The organism is Mammaliicoccus sp. G-M28 (genome assembly GCF_022386595.1).
Classification (GTDB): domain Bacteria; phylum Bacillota; class Bacilli; order Staphylococcales; family Staphylococcaceae; genus Mammaliicoccus; species Mammaliicoccus fleurettii.
In genome coordinates this window covers 126,788-147,018 of record NZ_JAJNIF010000002.1, presented here as the reverse complement: position 1 = coordinate 147,018, position 20,231 = coordinate 126,788, and the positions used below count along the sequence as shown (strand labels likewise).

Below are 20,231 nucleotides of genomic sequence, written 5' to 3'. Positions count from 1 at the left end.
GGAGGTCGAATTAATGCAACTAAATGTATGGACTGGTCGAAGTGGCACCGGAAAAACTAAACAAATGATTGAACAAATGACAGAAGCTATGATAGAGAACCCATTAGGTGACCCAATTATCTTTTTAACACCTACTCAAAATACGTTCCAATATGAACAAGCATTTGTTCGAAATCCAAAATTAAAAGGAAGTATAAGAACCTCAGTATTTGGCTTCGAAAGACTAAGCTGGAGAGTCTTGAGTGATGAGGGAGGTTTAATAGAACAGCAAATATCTGATGAGGCATTAGAAATGCTTACTTATCATTTATTACATACACACAAACAACAATTAAATTTATATCAATCTACAATTCAACATTATGGATTTAGTCATAAAATGATGAATGAAATTAAAGATTTCAAAAAATATAATGTACAACCAGAAGATATCTCAGTATATATTGAAAATAATGATAATATACCAAAAAGAATGAAAGATAAATTAAGTGATATTGAAACGATTTATAAAGCATTAGAAGGGCAACTCGATGGTCGCTATGTGCAAGCTGAAGATGTATTGTACAAATTAATAGAGAAAATTCCAAATTCTGATTATATCAAACAAGCTGATATTTATATTGATGGATTCCATAACTTTTCAACTTTAGAATATCGTGTTATTGAAACACTTGTAAAATACAGTAGGTCTGTAACGATAGGATTAACGACCGACGGGGATAAAGATCCGTTTAGTTTATTTAGAAAGACTTCTGAAACATTAAGTCATATAGAAGAAGTTGCGCAATCATTACATACTACAATAAATAAAAAGCATTTTAGTAATGCTACAAGATTTAACAATAACCAAGACTTAAAACATTTAGAAAGTCAGTTTGATGCGTTATTACCAAACAAAATTGATAGTAAAAATTTAAAGGTTATTGAAGCATCAAACATGAGAGAAGAAGTTCAATATGTAGCTAGAGAAATCTTGAGACGATCTCGTGAAGACAATTTATCATTTAAAGATATTGCCATACTTTATCGTGATCCGAACTATGAACAGCTAATTGAAACAGTTTTACCTCATTTTAATATTGCTTTTAATCATGATGCTAAAAAGAAAATGGCATATCATCCTTTTATAGAATGTTTAAGGTCAATGTTAGAAGTGATTCAATCAGGTTGGAGATTTGAACCTGTCATGAGAATGCTGAAAACAGGTATATTAACGAGTCATATACCAAACGATTCTTATTTAATTGATATTCTTGAGAATTATGCTTTTGAAAGAGGTATATCAGGTAAAAGATGGACTAATCCAGAATTTTTCACTATTGAATCATTTGAAAAATTAGGAAAAAAATCTTTGAGAAAAGAAGAAGATACTTTTGTTGAAGAAGATATTAATACAATTAAAAGTGTAATCAACTTAAAAGATTATATAGTTAGTCGAATTGAAAAGTTGAACAATGCTTTATCTGAAAGTAAAACAGTTGAAGACTTTACGGTTAGATTATATGAAGTGATAGAGAAATTTGAATTACCGACTCATCTAATGACGATGAGAGATGAGTTAGAAATAAAGAGTCAATTTGAAGAAGCTGAACAAATAGACCAAGTGTGGGAAGGTACAATTCGAATATTTGATGACATTGTAGAAGTATTAGGAGATGTAACTTTATCACTTAATGAGTATATTGAAATTCTTGATCGTGGTTTAGATGAATTAGAATTTTCAATGATACCTCAAACATTAGACGAAGTAACAGTTGGTAATATGGATTTAGCTAAAGTAGATAATAAAGAAACAGTATTTTTATTAGGTATGAACGATGGTGTTTTACCAAGTGTATCCAATCAAATGCTTTTACTTACAGATGATGAGAAAAAGGAATTGGCAGAAACAAGTGGATTGGAACTCAGTCCGACTAGTGATATTTTACAAATGGATGAAGCGTTTGTATGTTATATTGCGATGACACGTGCTAAAAGAGAGGTCGTATTTACGTATAGCCTTATGTCTGACAGTGGAGAAGTAAGAGAAAAAAGTCCATTTATCAATACAATTCAATCATTATTTACAAATTTAGAAGTTAAATCACTTAAATCAAGTATTGAGAATAATCCTATCCAACTATTAGAACATGAACATCAAAGTCAAATGCATATATTTGAACACTTAAACGATTGGTTAAATGATGAAATCGTTAATGATATTTGGTTAGATGCTTACTATGCAGCTCAAGATATACATTATTTAGACAATACAATTCAATTTTTAACATCAGCTTTAACTTATAAAAACGACACAGTTCAGCTTAATACAGAAGTATCAGAACAATTATATGGTAAAAAAATAAACGCAAGTGTTTCAAGATTTGAAACATACAATCAATGCCCATTTAAACATTATGTATCACATGGATTAAGGTTGAACGAACGATCTAAATATCAAATTCAGAGTGTAGATATTGGTAATATATTCCATCAAACTTTAAAATATATATCTGATGAGGTTAACGGAGATTTTAGTAAATTGTCAGCTCAAACGATGACAAAATTAATTAATGAAGCCATTGATGAAAGTTTGCCTAAAATTCAGTTTGATGTATTACACCGAACAGCACACTACAGATATTTAAAATTAAGAATACAAAATATACTTAAATCAACATTAGAAGCAATGAAATATCAAACAGGTCATTCAAAATTTAAAGCCTATCAATTTGAATTGAATTTTGGTGCTACATCTAAGCATCAATTGAAAACAACGCCGCTTGCGACTAAACGTCAAATACCGATTAATATAAGAGGGCAAATAGATAGATTAGACGTTTATAAAGGAAAAGATAAAGACTATGTTTCAATAATTGACTATAAATCGTCTGAAACCAATCTAGATTTAACAAAAGTTATGTACGGAATGCAAATGCAAATGTTTACTTATCTAGATGTTGTATTACAAAACAAGACAATTTTAAATCTACAAGATGAAGTGTCGCCAGGGGCACTATTATACTTCCATGTACATGAGCCAGAAATAAAAGCAAAAAGCTGGGGAGAAATTCCTGAAACTGATGATATATATCAACATACAATTGAAAAGTTTAAAATGGATGGTTATGTTAACAAAAATCCTGAAGTAGTAGATGCACTAGATGATAAATTAAATGAACAACTTAAATCGGATATGATACCAGTTGCAAGAAAGAAAAATGGAGATTTATACAGCTATAGTAAAGCATTGGACGAAGATTTATTCTATAAATTAATTAACAAAAATAGAAATAATTTTGTTGAAACGGCTACACAAATTATGGATGGTCATACAGAAGTTACACCTATGAGATATCAAAAGAAACTACCTTGTCAATTTTGTGAATATAAGTCAGTATGTCATATTGATCCTATTACAGATACTGACCAATATAGAGAAATAGACCATACTTTAAGTAAAGATGAATTGATTAATATGTTAAGAGAGGAGGAAGAAGAATAATGTCATTACCTGTTAAGCTATTTGATGCACAATGGACAGACGATCAGTGGAAAGCTATTTATACTGAAGGAAGAGATATTCTAGTTGCTGCAGCTGCAGGAAGCGGTAAAACTGCTGTATTAGTTGAGCGTATTATTCAAAAAATCATGCGTAATAAACAAGATGTGAATAAATTACTTGTTGTAACATTTACGAATGCGAGTGCTAGAGAAATGAAAGCAAGAGTGAATGCTGCTATTCAACAAGAAAGTTTAAAACATCCTGAAGATGAACATTTAAAATCCCAAAGAATAAAAATTCATCAAGCACATATATCTACACTTCACAGTTTTTGTTTATCATTAATTAAATCACATTATGATGAAATAGATATAGATCCAAACTTTAGAACAGCAAATGAAGTAGAAGGTATCGTACTTTTAGAACAAGCAATTGATGATGTATTAGAAATGTATTATGAAAAAAATGAACAACCGTTTTTAGATATAGTTGAACATTTGTCAAACGACCGATCTGATGAGCCATTAAGAGATACTCTGAAACGGTTATATCGATTTAGTATTGCACATGCCAATCCAATTGCCTGGTTAGATCATTTAGATAAACCATATAAAGAGATAGATATAAAACATCCATATTTCAATATGTTGAATCAATTAATCAATCGTAAATTAGATAGTGCTATGCATGCTTTATATCAATCATTGGATTGTTATCAACATTTGAATGACGTCGACAAGCATATGACTTATCTTGAAGGTGAAAGAATTTGGATTGAACAAGTTATAAATGGAACTAAATCACTTGATAATCTCCATCTAGATGTCGCTTTAAAAAAATTGCCAACTAATACTGCCAAAATTAAAAGTCAAAATGAAGGTGACGAGCAGTTATTAGAACTTGGAAAGAATTATCATAAAGATTATATTGACCATTTAAAAGCGTTATCAGAAGGTTATTTAAGTCGTGATAGAGAAGAGTTAGTTCAAGATATGCATGAGATGCATCCAAGAGTAAGGGTAATTGCTGACATTACAAAAGACATCATTAAGTATTTCAAAAGTTTAAAACAGAATAAACGTATTATCGATTTTTCTGATTATGAACATTTAGCTTTAGAAATTTTAACTGATGATGAAGGTAAACCATCAGAGATTGCACTCCAATATAGAGAGTTATTCGATGAAATATTAGTAGATGAATATCAAGATACTAACAGAGTACAAGAAGCAATTATAAGCTGCATTAAACGTGGTGAAGAATATAATGGTAATTTATTTATGGTTGGAGATGTAAAACAATCCATTTATAAATTTAGACAAGCAGAACCAGAATTATTTATAGAAAAATATAAACGCTTTAATCAGGCAAAGCATGAATCAGGAGAAGTCATCGATTTATCTAAAAACTTTAGATCTAGAAGAGAAGTATTAGATAATACGAATTATATATTCACACACATGATGGATGAAACTGTTGGTGAAATTGAATATAATGATGAAGCCAAATTGTATTATGGCGCTGATTATGATGAGCAAAACACACCATTAGAAATGGATGTTTTAGTTCAAGATTCATTTGAAGAGGAAGACAATAATCTTATAGAAGCGAAATGTATCGTAGATAAAGTTCAACATATTCTTGATAATAAACAAGTATATGATAGAAAAACACAAAGCTATCGTCCGGCCACTTTTAAAGATATTGTCATTTTGGAAAGAAGTTATAGTAACGCAATGCATTTACAGCAACAATTTAAAGATGCCAATATACCTTTTTATGTCGAATCGAAGAAAGGTTATTTCGAACAAAATGAAATTCGCTTAATGCTTTCATTTTTACGAGTTATCGATAATCCTTTACAAGATAAATATTTAGTAGGTTTAATGCGTTCAATTGCTTTTCAATTTAAAGAAGATGAGTTAGCAGAAATTAGAAATAAAGCACCACAAGAAATTTATTATTTCGATTCAATATATAAATATATAGCTGATTCTGAAGCAGATACACAACTAGTTGAAAAGCTTAATAATTTCTTAAAACAACTGAAAAGTTACCAGTCTTATAGTAAGGCTGTTCCTGTTTGGCAATTGCTAGATAAATTATACAACGATTACTATTTAATTTCTTATTTCAGTGGACTTACTGGTGGCGTACAAAGAAGACAAAATTTATACGGATTATTAAATAAAGCAATTCAGTTTGAAGCGTCTAGTTTACGAGGGATTTTTCAATTTATAAGGTTTATAGATGAGTTAATAGAACGTGGCCAAGATTTTGGTCAAGAAAGTGTTATTGGTCCGAATGATGATGTCGTACGTATGATGACAATTCATAGTAGTAAAGGATTAGAGTTTCCATTTGTTATATATTCTGGTATTACAAGAGAATTTAATCGTGCAGATTTAAGAAATCATGTTATATTAAACAATCGCTATGGTATGGCTTTATCTTATTTTAATATTGATAAGGCATTAACATACCCAACGTTAGCGTCTATTATCTTTAAAAATATAAATGAAACTGAAATGATATCTGAGGAAATGCGTTTAATTTACGTCGCACTAACAAGAGCTAAAGAAGGTTTATATCTAGTTGGTCGAGTTAAAAATGAAAAAGCAGTCGAAAATTTAGGATTAGTAAATGCAGATAAATTTGAAATGATTGATCCTGAATATAGAGTGAAAGCTAAATCAGCATTTGATCTCATTTCTACTATTTTGTCTAAGTCAAAATCTCATGGCTTATCAAATGCAATTACATTTAATTCAACTCATAATGAATCATTCAATATCAATATCATTAGAGAAGAAGAAAGCAATGAAGAAGATGATGTATTAAATGACAAACCTACTATTGAAACACTATTAAATTATAAACCATCAGATAAAAAAGATGAGATATACAATCAAATGGTGTACTCATATCCTAATGAGAGCCTATTAAATATAGCAGCAAAACAGTCAGTATCAGAAATTAAGAGACAGCGAGAAACTGAAGAAGCGGGAACAGATTATCAAATCGTAAGACAATATCAGCTAGGTACAAAATCATATGACAAACCTAAGTTCTTATCTAATCAAAAGAGACAAAGTGCTGAAATAGGTACTTTAATGCATGCAGTGATGCAACATCTCCCTTTGAAAAGCGGTGGCTTAAATATTGACCAACTAAAAGATCTTGTGAATGAACTCATAGAGAAGGACATTTTACCAGATGACACGTTAGATGATATCGACTTATCACTTATTCAAGGATTTATTCAATCAGACTTATATACTCGATTAGTAAATGCTGATAAAGTGTTTAGAGAAGTGCCTTTCGTAGTTGGTCAAGATGATATTGATCAAGGATTAACTTTTAATGTTTCTGAGGATGACAATAAACCTATCATTCAAGGGATGATTGACTGTATATTTGTTGAAGGAGATAAAGTTTCTTTCATCGATTATAAAACAGATACATTTATTGTACGAAGAGGTAAGACTGAAGAAGAAGTGGCAGAAACAATGAAGCAAAAATACGAAGTACAAATGCAATATTATAAAAATACTTTGGAAACAATTTTACAACAACCAGTTGAAGGGTATTTATATTTCTTTCAATATGGCACGAAACACATCAAGGAGAATAATTAATGGCAAAACAAAGAATATTTAGTATTGATGCATTAAGAGGATTTAGTTTATTAGGCATATTACTTATGAACATCTTAACATTTGCTTTTCCATATCAAATCATCAATCCATTTGAATTTTTTCAACAACAAGATGGTGCATTATTTAAAATAAGCTCACTTTTTATTATTGCATCATTTTATCCAATATTTGCATTTTTATTTGGGTATGGCTTATCCATAATGTATCAAAATAGTATAGAAAAAGAACTGAATTATTATCCAATGATAATAAGAAGATTGTCATTTTTATTACTAATTGGAATGATCCATGGCATATTTATATTTTACGGTGATATTTTAGCTACATATGCATTGTTAGGATTTATTGCGATTATTTTCGTGAGACTAAAGCCACAACATTCGTTAGTTGCGCTAACTATTGGTTTTGGTATTTTAATTCTTTTGTATATTTTACCTATGGTTTTATTACAAGATGCTACTCAAGTTGAAAATTTTGTAGGGTTACAAGAATTAGAAAGAGTCAATAATATATTAGCAAGTGCAGACTATTTATCAATTATAGGTGTTAACTTGAAGTACTTTGGCATGAATGTAGCAAATACTATTTTAGTTGGTCCTTTTAGTATATTACCAATTATGTTATTCGGAATATATGCACATCAAATAAATTGGTTGAATAAAATTCGTAATCATAAAAATTTATACACAGTAATTGGACTCGTTATTTTTATTTTAGGATTAGCAATTAAAATGATTCAAATCGTCTTAGAAGGATCAATGACATCTCAATTAATTAGTCAATTGCTTGGTGGGCCAATTGTTGCGCTAAGTTATATTATCTTTTTTGTACTACTATGTGAAGATGGAACAGCCAGAAAAGTGTTAAATCCGCTACAATATATTGGTAAATTAAGTTTAACGACTTATTTAACACAAAGTATAATTTGTATCTTTATCTTCTATGGTATTGGGCTGAACTATTATGGTAAATTACCAGTACTCACAATATACACAATTGCTATTGTTATATATTTAGTTCAATTGTTATTGAGTTATTTATATTTAAAGAAATTCAAACAAGGTCCAATAGAGAAATTGTGGAGAAAAGTGACATATTTAAAATAATAGTTTGAAAATAATGCGATTTATCAAAAAATTCGTTATAATTAAGGATAAGAACAAGAAGGAGCTGACAGAGTGGATGAAATTTTTAACTTTTAAATACAAAGATATTACTTCTTATGGTGTGAAAGTAAAACGCGAAGAAGCAGTTTGGGACTTACGTAAAGTTTTCGCAGACTTTGGAGAAGAGGCATTCAATCCTAAAACATTACTAGAAGGCTTACAATTTAATATTAACGTTGACTTTCAAGAGGCAGTTCGTAAAGCAGTAGTCAAAGTAGAAGAAACTGCTGAAAAAGACGATTATAAATATAGCTTCGAAGATATCGAATTTTTACCACCTGTAACACCTACAAATAATGTTATAGCTTTTGGTCGTAATTACAAAAAACATGCTGAAGAATTAAATAATAAAGTTAATAGACTATATGTATTTACTAAAGCAGCATCTTCATTAACAGGAGATAATGCAACAATTCCTAATCACAAAGACGTAACTGACAAATTAGATTATGAAGGTGAACTAGGTGTTGTAATTGGTAAATCAGGAGAGAAAATACCACGCGGTCTAGCATTAGATTACGTATATGGTTATACAATTATCAATGATATTACAGATAGAAATGCTCAAAAAGAACATGATCAAGCATTTTTATCAAAATCATTAACTGGTGGTTGCCCAATGGGACCTTATATCGTAACAAAAGATGAATTACCTTTACCAGAAGACGTTAATATTGTGACAAAAGTTAACAATGAAATTCGTCAAGATGGTAACACTAACGAAATGATATTAAAAATTGATGAACTAATTGCTGAAATTTCTAAATATGTTGCTTTACATCCAGGAGATGTTATCGCTACAGGTACACCAGCTGGAGTTGGAGCGGGTATGAACCCAGCTCAATTTTTACAACCTGGAGATGAAGTAAAAGTAACAATCGATGGAATAGGTACTTTAACTACTTTCATTAGCGAAAAATAATAGTATTAGTAGAATATTAAGTTGATGAGCTGGAGATAATGAAACTTTTTGAATAAATTAGATTTCAGTCTCTTACTCATCTTCTTTTTGTCGTTATATTAATAAAATTTTGAATAAATTGTGAAATATAAGCAAACATGATTATTTGGTATGTAAAAAAGGCTTATTCTAATAATGCATATGTTATAATGCTATTGGAAAACAAATATTATTATTTAGGGGGAACTGAATATGATACATTTCCATATTTTTAGCTGGTTAGTAACGATTATTCTATTTTTCGTAGTTTATATGAAAGTTACAAACAAATCAGTTCATATGGTATTAAGGTTATTCATGGTGCTTACATTAATTTCTGGTTTTGTTATTTTTATACAAGCCATGGGTATTAATGGTATGTTATATGGCATCAAATTTATTCTTGGACTGGCAGTTATTGGATTAATTGAAATGACAATTGCTAAGAAGAAAAAGAATAAAAATAGCCAAGGATTTTTCATTGCAACAATAGTTGTTATGGTATTAACAATTTTATTAGGTAGTTATTTACCAATGGGCGTATTACATTTTGGTTAATTACTAACGTTAACAAATCCATTCATAACTTTATTCAATAAAGTTATGAATGTTTTTTTATGTGAAATAATTTATGACAATTTCATGTAGTTCTATCAGTAAAGTAAACGTTTTAGTATAATAGAGATAATTGGGTAATAAAGAGGGTTGAATATATGAATAAATGGACAAAGTTAGTAATAGCAGTAATTTTGATGGCACCACTTTTTAATGGTTATGCTTTTGCGAAAGATAAGGAATTTGAAGATGTGAAATATCCTAGAATATATAGTCTAGTTGTCGATCGTTTTATGAATGGTAATAATGATAATAATAAAATGATTAAAAACAATGACAAATCTGAAAATTTACCACTTGGGGGAGATTTCCAAGGGATTAAATCTAAATTAGATTATATTCATGATATGGGCTTCAACACAGTACATATTTCTCCAGTCTTTTCACACGAACAAAATGACTTTTTAGGCTATAAAGTCAATAATTACGATGAAATTGATAAAGTATTAGGTGGGGAAAAGGCTTTTAAATCACTCATTAAAGAAGTGCATAAAAAGGACATGAAAATTATAGTTGATATGCCTACTACTTATACTGATACATTTAAGCAATCAGTTAACGGTGATTTAAATAGCGTGCAAAAGTCATATTTTAAAAATGACAAATTTATAGATTTAAAAAATAATGAAAACCAAGGTATTTATAAATCTAAAGTTAAAAAATTTATAGATCAATATGAAGTTGATGGAATATCAATGAATATTGTACAGGATGGCATAGATGCTCAAGCATTTTTACCTGAAGGTATAGATACTTATGGCATCATTAACAAAGACGGCATTGATGCCAAGAACTTTAAACATTTATCTACTGACAAGAAACGTACTGCTCTTCAAGATGCGTTTAAAACGGTAAATACAAACATTCCATCATATAAAGAAGATGGAGAGGTACTTTTAGCTGATACATGGTTTACAGAAAGATTTACTAAGCATGCAGCTGATGAAAATATGTTTCCAGGAACACGTATCAAACAATTAATGACTTATATGTGGGGATATAAAGGTCCTATAATGATGAATTATGGTACTGAAATAGCAGTTAATGGTTCTAATATCGAAACGATAAATCAACTACAGAATTTCAGAACCGATAAAGAAGTAATTGATTATTTAGAAAAAATTTCAGATACATTCAAACAATATCAAGAATTATTTGAAGGAGAAGTGAAAGTTCTACCTCATAATAAAGGAACTAATGTATTTTATTATGATACGAACACGATTGATTATATATTGAATGTTAATGACTCAAGTAATTCAAAAAAAGTAACGTTAACAGACAAAGTAATTGAAAAAAACAAAATGCTCTCAGGGTTAATTTTGGGAGATAATATAAAGAAAAAGAATAATCAATATGATTTAATCACTGATAGAGAAGAAAGTGAATTATATGCAGTGATTAACGAACGAGGATTAAATAATAGTTACTTTATTGCAGCTATTTTAGTGGTATTATTATTCGGATTATTTATATTCCTTGTTTCAAGAAGAAGCAAAAGACAAAGAAATAAATCTTAAACATAGAAAAGGCTGAGACAATTAAATTGTCTCAGCCTTTTAGTTATAGAGTATCTATGTTCACACAAGTTGGTAGAAGTGTGAGTATGAGTATCTATATTCACACAAGTTGGTAGAAGTGTGAGTATGGGTATCTATATTTACACAAGTTGGTAGAAGTGTGAGTATGGGTATCTATATTTACACAAGTAGGTAGAAGTGTGAGTATGGGTATCTATATTTACACAAGTCTATAGAAGTGTAAGTAAGAGTATCTATATTCACACAAGTTGGTAGAAGTGTAAGTAAGATTATCTATGTTCACATAAACCTATAGAAGTGTGAAATATTTGTATAAGAAAAAAGAGCAGAATTTAATTTTTACAATAAATTTCTGCTCTTTTTAATTTTCTAAGATATTTATATCCTGGACTTTTCTAATCTATTTTTATTTTGATTGTGCTTTGTAACCAATCATATTGACGATATCTTTTGGACTTGAGAAAGGAGGGGCATAAGCAATTTCTATGTCTCTCATTTCATCTATAGTCAATTCACCGATAATAGCAGTTGATAAAATATCGATTCGTTTATCTGCGCCGTCTTTTCCTACTGCACATGCACGTAATATTTTACGCGATGATTTATCGAAATAAACACGTAAGGTGATTGGTTCTGCGTTTGGATAATACCCAGCATGTTGTTTTTGAATTTGTTCAACGACACCGTAATTGTAGTCCTTCAATTCTTGTTCTGATATGCCTACGCTTCCTAACGCGTAATCAAATATTCGTACAATATTAGTTCCAAGTAGACCACGAAAAGCTGATTTTTCATTAGGTGATTTCACTGCAAGGTTTTCAGCTATTATTGCTGCTGCTCTATGCGCTCCCCAAGCTAATGTAATACTTGTAGGTTTTTTTGTATGTCTATAAAATGTTTCAATTACATCACCTAAAGCGTAAACACTGTCTAAATTTGTTTCGAAATATTCATTGACAGGTATATAGCCTTTTTCATTTAATTGTAGTGATGATGACTTTAACCAGTCACTATTAGGCTCAATTCCAACACCTGTGATGATTATGTCATATTCTTCAACGTTACCAGATTTAAAAGTAACTTTACGGTCTGAAATATCTGCAATTTCTTCATTTAATCTATATTTGATATTTCTTTTATCTAACTCATCGAAAATGACATTATTTAAATCTTTATCCATACTTTTATTTATATGGTCACTTCTGTGAATTAATGTTGGTTCTATACCTCTAGCATAAAAATTTTCTAAAATTTCTAAACTGACATATCCGGCACCAACTATTAATGCAGATTTTACATTTTCATTTACGATAAAACTTTCGATTTCATCAGTATCAACTAAGTTTCTTAAAGTAAATAACCTATCAGATTGGAGTGGTAAGTGTCTTGCACGACACCCAGGACTTAAAATAAGTGTGTCATAATGATCATCAAAAGTTTCTCCAGTTTGATGATTTTTTACTGTAATTGTTTTATTTTTATCATTTAATGCAATAGCTTCATGAAAAGGTTTTACAGTTATATTCTTTTTATCATGAAATTTTTGAGGTGTAGCAGATAGCATTAAATTTCTGTCTTCTACAACATCTCCTAAATAATAGGGTAGGCCGCAATTGGCGAAACTCATATCTCTATCTTTCTCGTATACTACAATTTCACTTTCTGAATCAAGTCGTCTAATTTGTGATGCAACTGTGGCACCACCAGCTACTGCACCAATAACGATAATTTTATTCAATATTATCACTCCTTATAATAAAAAATTGCTACCGTGCCACTACCTGTATGAGAACTAATAACTGGACCAATGTCTGAAATAATAACATCTTTTGGTGATAAAGATTGGTGCATTAATTCTTTTAGTTTTTCAGCGTCTTCGATATCATCAGCATGAGTTATATAGATTGTTTCACTTGAAAAGTCGCTATTTTCATTTTTCATTTTATCTATAATAGCATGCCATAGTTTTTTTGAACCACGATATTTCTCGATTGGAACGAGTTTTCCTTCTTCTACATGTAGCAACGGTTTGATATTTAATAAATTACCTAAAAATGCCTGACCTTTAGACAATCTACCGCCACTTGCTAAATAATTTAAGTCTTTTACTGTGAATAAATGTCTTATTTTATCTAGTTTATTTTTAATATATTTATCTAATTCTTCGAAACTATAATTCTGTTCGATTTTATCTTGTACATCGAGTATAAGCTTGCCACATCCCATAGAAGCACTTAAAGTATCATAGATTGTTAAATCAAGATTAGGATAATCCTCTTTAACTTGTTCTTTTACTAGACAAGCAGTTTGATATGTTCCACTTAATGCACTACTAAAAGCTAAATAAATAGCTTGTTCATTATTTTCAGCAATTTCAGTGAATACTTTAGTCATTTGTTCCATAGTTGCTTGGTTAGTCTTAGGGTGTTTATTATTTTTAATAGCAGCTAATACTTCATCGTTTGATATTTCATATTGATCAACTTTACTTTCATTGTCGATGACTATTCCATAAGGTAAAAAGTAGAATCCGTATTTTTCAATTTGAGATAATGTTAAATCTGATCCACTGTCTACTATCATTTTCATTTGAATAACCCCTTACATATTTAGTCCAAAATGTTTGTTTAAGTATTTTCCGATACCATCATTATTATTAGTGTCTGTAACTTCGTTTGCTATTTCTTTAAGTTCAGGTATAGCATTACCCATAGCAATTCCATAATTAGCAAATTGAATCATTTCATTGTCATTATCTTCATCGCCAAATGCAATAATATTATCAAAATCTACATTCAAATATTCAGCAACATATTTCACAGCTTTACCTTTATTAATACCCTTTTTAACAATTTCAATAACTGGAAATGGTGCTCCCCAACGACGATGTTCAATAAATTCAGCATAATGTTTGTTTAAATGTTTTTTTATGTTAGGAATTTCATCATCTTCTGCTTGAATCAATAAACTTGTAGGTGATTCCGTAAGTAACTCATTTAATTTACCATATTTAATTTCAGGATTACCCATGCTGAAACCTTCAAATAATGTTTGGTCATAGTTATTAATATAAACTTGATCTCTTACTTCTGCTATAATATTTTTAACATTAAGTTGGCTAATATCTTGAAAAATTTTAGAAGCTATACGTGCATCAAATTGTTCATGTTTAGGTTCAAATCTATTGTCAGTCGGATGATGAATATATGCGCCGTTAAAATTAATAATAGGTGTATTCATATCCATTGCTCTATAATAATCTACACTTGCTCGATATGGTCTACCAGTTGAAATAATGATTTCATGACCAGCTTTTTTTAAATATTGTAGTACTCTTTTTGTATAAGGTGAGATGTGCTTTTCATCGTTTAATAATGTGCCATCTAAATCTAAACAGATTAAATGTTTTTCCATATCGATAACTCCTTAGTCATTTTCTTTTTGATACATACTATAATATCATATCATTTTCTTTAACCAATGCTTTAAATTTGATATATTATATGTAGTAACTTTTAGAATGAGGTGAAAATATGGAAGAAGCAATGAAAGATAGTATCATTGGTGCACTTGAAAATGTAATTGACCCAGAACTAGGAATTGACATAGTTAACTTAGGTCTTGTATATAATGTAGACTTAGACGACGAAGGATTATGTACAGTAGAAATGACATTAACTTCAATGGGTTGTCCGATGGGGCCACAAATTATAGATCAAGTTAAAACAGCATTAGCTGAATTACCTGAAATTAAAGAAACAGAAGTAAATATTGTCTGGAATCCACCATGGGGCAAAGACAAAATGTCACGATACGCTAAAATTGCATTAGGTGTAAGCTAATAGAATAAAGAAAAAGCCTAGGAGAAATCCTTGGCTTTTTTTTGGTTTAATTCAATAACAACGCACGAAGACTCCAGAGATATCGTACGATTCAGCGCAAATCCGTATCAAATCTAGCTCAAATCCAGCTCAATATATGTTATAGCTCTATTCAATCCTACAAATTGATAAAGGACAATTTTCACAGTTTATGGATTTTTTTAAGTATTCAAGGTCGTGTATTGTAATTCTTTTATGATTGACGGATACGATATTTTCTTTTTTTAAATAGCTCAATATTCGATTTACACTTTCTCTTGTGACGTTGCAAAAATTAGCTAATTCGTGATTTGTTAAATCGACATTAATCAATATACTATCTCCAACTTGAATACCGTATGTGTTTGATAACTTTATAAGTATAGAATAGAATGCGCCAGTTTTTCCTAATGTATAAACATCTCTTATTAAATATTCATTCTTTTCATTTTCGTTTTGTACCCACAATAACCATTCGTATTTAAGTACTTCATCATTTAAAATCGCTTCCTCAAATTGAATTTTGGGTATGCTATATACGATGGCTTCTTCTTTTACTCTAGCTGATAGGGTATGTTTTTTTCTACCGCAAAATAAAGTGGTGGATCCAAAGATGCTATGACGTCCAAGTAGTTTAGTGTTAAATTCTTTACCATCTTCCATCACACGATGTGTAATAACTTTTCCTTCAGAAATAACGTAAATATGGTTACATAAGTCCTCAGTATGGTATATATAATGGTGAGTATGAAAATGTAACTTTTGTCCATGTGTTTTAATGTATTCAATAACTGAAGCTGCTTCTGTATATGTAGTTTGCAAAAGATCACTTCCCCGTTTATTTTTATTTATATTTTACCATAAAATGTAAGTGAAAAGGTTTGTAATTTTGATGCTTTATATTTGTCAAAGAAGGTCAAACGGTATATAATCAAATTAAGGTCAAAGATAGTCAAACTATTAGACTGATGAAAAATTTAAAGAGGTGATACATTTGGATATTAATCAAATGACTTATTCAGTTCAAAGTGTTATCGAGAAAGCGCAACAATTATCACAATCATATGAACTACAAAATATTGAAATAGAAGCTGTATTATTATCAGCATTAAATGAAGATGAAAGTATTTTCAAAAGAACATTAGACAGAGCTCAAATTGATACAGACGAATTAGAAAGTAAATATAAACAAAAGTTAAATCAATATTCAGTAGTTAAAGGCGATAACATCCAATACGGACAATATATTTCTCCTAAACTTAATGAATTATTTAACAAAGCTAATCAAATTAAAGAAGAAATGCAAGACGACTTTATGTCTATGGAGCATATTTTAAAAGCATCTATAGAAGTCGATCAAACAACTAAAGATATAGTTGGTAATAAAAAAGAAGTTATAAATGAAATTATTAATAAAATAAGAGGGGGTAATAGAGTGACATCACAAAATCCTGAAGTACAATATGAAGCATTATCTAAATATGGAAGAGATTTAGTTGAAGAAGTTAGAAAAGGGAATATGGATCCAGTTATTGGTAGAGATGAAGAAATTCGAAATACTATTCGAATATTGAGCAGAAAAACTAAAAATAACCCAGTATTAATTGGTGAACCTGGTGTAGGTAAAACAGCAATCGTTGAGGGATTAGCACAACGTATAGTTAGACGAGATGTTCCAGATTCACTTTTAGATAAGACAATATTTGAATTAGATTTATCAGCATTAGTAGCTGGTGCTAAGTTTAGAGGTGAATTTGAAGAAAGATTAAAAGCTGTCTTAAAAGAAGTAAAAGAGTCTGAAGGTAGAATTTTACTTTTCATTGATGAAATTCATATGCTAGTTGGTGCAGGTAAAACGGATGGTGCAATGGATGCAGGTAACATGCTTAAACCGATGTTAGCTAGAGGTGAATTGCATTGTATCGGCGCAACAACGTTAAATGAATATCGACAATACATTGAAAAGGATTCTGCATTAGAAAGACGTTTCCAAAAAGTGAATGTTAAAGAACCAGACTTAGAAGATACGATTTCAATTTTAAGAGGTTTAAAAGAAAGATATGAAGTTCACCACGGTGTACGTATACAAGATAGAGCATTAGTTGCAGCAACAGAACTATCAGATCGATATATAACTGATCGATTCTTGCCAGATAAAGCGATAGACTTAGTAGACCAAGCTTGTGCAACTATTAGAACAGAAATGGGCTCTAATCCTACAGAATTAGATGCTGTAAACAGACGTGTTATGCAACTTGAAATTGAAGAAAATGCACTTAAATCTGAATCTGATCAAAGTAGTCAAATTCGATTATCAGAACTTCAAAAAGAATTGGCAGATGAAAAAGAAAAACAACAACAATTACAAAGTAAAGTTGAACAAGAAAAAGAACAAATCAAATCTCTTCAAGATAAAAGAGCAGAGTTAGACGAAAGTAAACAAGCGTTAGAAAATGCAGAAAATCAATATGATTTAGGTAAAGCTGCCGAACTTAAACATGGTAGAATACCTCAAATAGAAGCTGAATTAAAAGAACTTGAAAATGAATTTGCAGAAGAAACAGGTTCTGATCATGATAGATTAATTAGAGAAGTAGTAACAGATGAAGAAATTGGTTATATTGTAAGTCAATGGACAGGAATCCCTGTTTCAAGATTAGTTGAGACTGAAAGAGAGAAATTGCTTAAACTATCAGATATATTACATGAGAGAGTTGTAGGTCAAGACGAAGCAGTAGATTTGGTCTCTGACGCAGTAGTTAGAGCAAGAGCAGGTATTAAAGATCCAAATAGACCAATTGGTAGTTTCTTATTCTTAGGACCAACAGGGGTTGGTAAAACTGAACTAGCTAAGACATTAGCCGCAACTTTATTTGACTCTGAGAAACATATGATAAGAATAGATATGAGTGAGTATATGGAAAAACACTCAGTTGCAAGATTAATTGGTGCACCTCCAGGCTATGTAGGTTATGAAGAAGGCGGTCAATTAACAGAAGCAGTAAGAAGACAACCTTATTCAGTAATTCTTCTAGACGAGATAGAAAAAGCTCATAATGATGTATTTAACGTATTGCTACAATTATTGGATGAAGGTAGATTAACAGATGCAAAAGGTCGAAGTGTTGACTTTAAAAATACAATCATTATTATGACAAGTAATATAGGTTCCCAATATTTATTAGATGGTGTAACAGATGAAGGTGAAATCGATGAAGCAGCTAAAAAACAAGTAAATGAAAGTTTACATGCATACTTCAAACCGGAAATATTAAATAGAATGGATGACATCGTACTATTTAAACCATTATCAATTAAAGATATGAGCTACATTGTCGACCACATTATTACTAATTTAAATATTAGATTAGAAGATCAACACATTAAAATTAATGTAGATCAAGAAGTTAAAGAATGGATCGCACAAAAAGCATATGAGCCACAATTTGGAGCAAGACCTTTAAAACGATTTGTTCAAAGACAAATTGAAACACCATTAGCGAGAATGATGATAGGTCAAGAAATGAAAGAAGGCACTATTATAGATGTACATCTCGTTGAAGACGAAGTGAAATTTGAAATAAATGAATAAAAAAATTCCCGTCAACTAAAATTGACGGGAATTTTTTATGAATGTTGTGCGTTTTGTTTGTCTGAAGAAGATTTACCAACTAAAATATCTAGTAGAATAATAACTACTGTAAAGACAATAGCATAAACTGTAGGACTAACAAAATTCAGCGATTCTGTTGAGCCACCTAAACTATGTAAAACAAAGTTAATCATTTGTGATAATACGAATGCCCAAATTAATGTTAAAATGTAATGCATGACTCATCCTCCGTAACTTTTTATATCATATCTTTCATTATAATTAACTTTTTATAAATTGTATACCTATTATGATGAAAACGATTTAAAATATTTCATAAAAGAACTCAGCGCTTGTGCATTAAGGCAAAAGTGTGTTAAATTAGTACCTGATAATAACAACAGATTATAAGAAGGTGTCAATATAATGGATATTGGTATAAAAGGTTTTGGTGCATATGCGCCGAAGCAAGTGGTAAAAAATGATCATTTTGAAAGTTATTTAGATACATCAGATGAATGGATAACTAAAATGACTGGTATAAAAGAAAGACGTTTTGCTGCAGAAGATGAAGATACAAGTGATTTAGCATATGAAGCGGCAGTTAGAGCGATAGAAGATTCAGGTATTGATAAAGAAGAAATTGAAATGGTCATTGTAGCAACATCAACAGGTGATAAACCATTTCCAACAGTTGCAACAACTTTACAAAAAAGATTAGGCTTAAACAAAGTACCATCAATGGACCAACTTGCAGCATGTACTGGGTTTATTTACGGTATTGTTACTGCACAACAATTTGTAAATTCAGGTTTATATAAAAACGTATTAGTAGTTGGTGCTGATAAGTTAACAAAAATTACGGATATGAATGATAGAAGTACTGCAATTTTATTCGGTGATGGAGCCGGTGCTGCCATAATTGGTGAAGTATCTGAAGGTAGAGGTATCTTAGGTGTTGAACTTGGTTCAGATGGAAACGGTGGACCATACCTATATCAAGATATGGATGAACATACTATTCAAATGAATGGACGTGAAGTGTTCAAGTTTGCAGTAAGAATTATGGGTGAAGCTTCTACTAAAGTAGTGGAAAAAGCAGGTTTACAATCAAGTGATATTGATATGTTTGTACCACATCAAGCCAATATTAGAATTATGGAATCTGCACGGGAAAGATTAGGTATTGAAAAAGAAAAAATGAGCGTAACGGTAGATAGATTTGGGAATACTTCTGCTGCATCAATACCCTTAAGTATTGCATATGAATTAGAACAAGGTAAAATAAAAGACAATGATACAATAGTCCTGGTAGGATTTGGTGGTGGCCTGACTTGGGGTGCCATAACGTTACGCTGGGGTAAATAGGAGGAA

The 20,231-nt window shown here is 30.3% G+C and carries 14 protein-coding genes; 9 read left to right on the top strand and 5 right to left on the bottom strand.

Annotated features, from left to right (window positions below; translation table 11 throughout):
• Positions 1-13: 13 nt before the first annotated feature.
• From addB to LQ609_RS02505, 6 genes are all read left to right on the top strand, one after another.
• Positions 14-3,484: a helicase-exonuclease AddAB subunit AddB gene (gene addB / locus LQ609_RS02530; protein ID WP_239734277.1), complete on the top strand. Its 3,471-nt coding sequence runs from the start codon at positions 14-16 to the stop codon at positions 3,482-3,484.
• The gene (gene addA, locus LQ609_RS02525) at positions 3,481-7,122 is read left to right on the top strand and encodes a helicase-exonuclease AddAB subunit AddA (protein ID WP_239734341.1); all 3,642 of its coding nucleotides are present in this window, start codon (positions 3,481-3,483) and stop codon (positions 7,120-7,122) included. The genes addB and addA overlap by 4 nt, the downstream gene beginning before the upstream one ends.
• Positions 7,122-8,249, top strand: a complete 1,128-nt coding sequence (locus LQ609_RS02520; protein ID WP_239734276.1) for a DUF418 domain-containing protein — start codon at positions 7,122-7,124, stop codon at positions 8,247-8,249. Before addA ends, LQ609_RS02520 begins: the two co-directional genes overlap by 1 nt.
• Before the next feature lie 76 nt (positions 8,250-8,325).
• Positions 8,326-9,231 carry a fumarylacetoacetate hydrolase family protein gene (locus LQ609_RS02515; protein ID WP_078356668.1) on the top strand — a complete coding sequence of 302 codons (906 nt, stop codon included), beginning with the start codon at positions 8,326-8,328 and terminating at the stop codon, positions 9,229-9,231.
• A 231-nt stretch (positions 9,232-9,462) separates the two neighbouring features.
• Positions 9,463-9,807: a YisL family protein gene (locus LQ609_RS02510; protein WP_078356669.1), complete on the top strand. Its 345-nt coding sequence runs from the start codon at positions 9,463-9,465 to the stop codon at positions 9,805-9,807.
• Positions 9,808-9,962: 155 nt separating this feature from the next.
• Positions 9,963-11,384: an alpha-amylase family protein gene (locus tag LQ609_RS02505; protein ID WP_239734275.1), complete on the top strand. Its 1,422-nt coding sequence runs from the start codon at positions 9,963-9,965 to the stop codon at positions 11,382-11,384.
• A 427-nt stretch (positions 11,385-11,811) separates the two neighbouring features.
• On the opposite strand, the gene LQ609_RS02500 is transcribed toward LQ609_RS02505, so the two are convergent.
• The 3 genes from LQ609_RS02500 to LQ609_RS02490 are packed head-to-tail and all read right to left on the bottom strand — an operon-like array spanning position 11,812 to position 14,819.
• A complete protein-coding gene (locus tag LQ609_RS02500) occupies positions 11,812-13,143 on the bottom strand; it encodes a CoA-disulfide reductase (RefSeq protein ID WP_078356671.1) in 1,332 nt (443 codons plus the stop codon).
• Between the two features lie 5 nt (positions 13,144-13,148).
• Positions 13,149-13,994, bottom strand: a complete 846-nt coding sequence (locus LQ609_RS02495) for a DegV family protein (RefSeq protein WP_078356672.1) — start codon at positions 13,992-13,994, stop codon at positions 13,149-13,151.
• Between the two features lie 12 nt (positions 13,995-14,006).
• Positions 14,007-14,819 (bottom strand): Cof-type HAD-IIB family hydrolase, encoded by an 813-nt coding sequence (locus LQ609_RS02490; RefSeq protein ID WP_078356673.1) that lies wholly within the window; start codon positions 14,817-14,819, stop codon positions 14,007-14,009.
• 119 nt (positions 14,820-14,938) lie between these two features.
• Between LQ609_RS02490 and LQ609_RS02485 the strand changes: the two genes are divergently transcribed.
• Complete coding sequence (locus LQ609_RS02485) at positions 14,939-15,247, top strand: metal-sulfur cluster assembly factor (protein ID WP_037588867.1); 309 nt, start codon at positions 14,939-14,941, stop codon at positions 15,245-15,247.
• Positions 15,248-15,394: 147 nt separating this feature from the next.
• On the opposite strand, the gene LQ609_RS02480 is transcribed toward LQ609_RS02485, so the two are convergent.
• Positions 15,395-16,087, bottom strand: a complete 693-nt coding sequence (locus LQ609_RS02480) for a Crp/Fnr family transcriptional regulator (RefSeq protein WP_239734274.1) — start codon at positions 16,085-16,087, stop codon at positions 15,395-15,397.
• A gap of 172 nt (positions 16,088-16,259) precedes the next feature.
• On the opposite strand from LQ609_RS02480, the gene clpB reads away from it, so the two are divergent.
• Positions 16,260-18,857 carry an ATP-dependent chaperone ClpB gene (clpB, locus tag LQ609_RS02475; protein ID WP_078356675.1) on the top strand — a complete coding sequence of 866 codons (2,598 nt, stop codon included), beginning with the start codon at positions 16,260-16,262 and terminating at the stop codon, positions 18,855-18,857.
• A gap of 35 nt (positions 18,858-18,892) precedes the next feature.
• On the opposite strand, the gene LQ609_RS02470 is transcribed toward clpB, so the two are convergent.
• On the bottom strand, positions 18,893-19,096 hold the full coding sequence (locus LQ609_RS02470) for a YjzD family protein (protein ID WP_078356676.1): 204 nt from the start codon (positions 19,094-19,096) through the stop codon (positions 18,893-18,895).
• Positions 19,097-19,283: 187 nt separating this feature from the next.
• Between LQ609_RS02470 and LQ609_RS02465 the strand changes: the two genes are divergently transcribed.
• Complete coding sequence (locus tag LQ609_RS02465; RefSeq protein ID WP_078356677.1) at positions 19,284-20,225, top strand: beta-ketoacyl-ACP synthase III; 942 nt, start codon at positions 19,284-19,286, stop codon at positions 20,223-20,225.
• Positions 20,226-20,231: the final 6 nt, after the last annotated feature.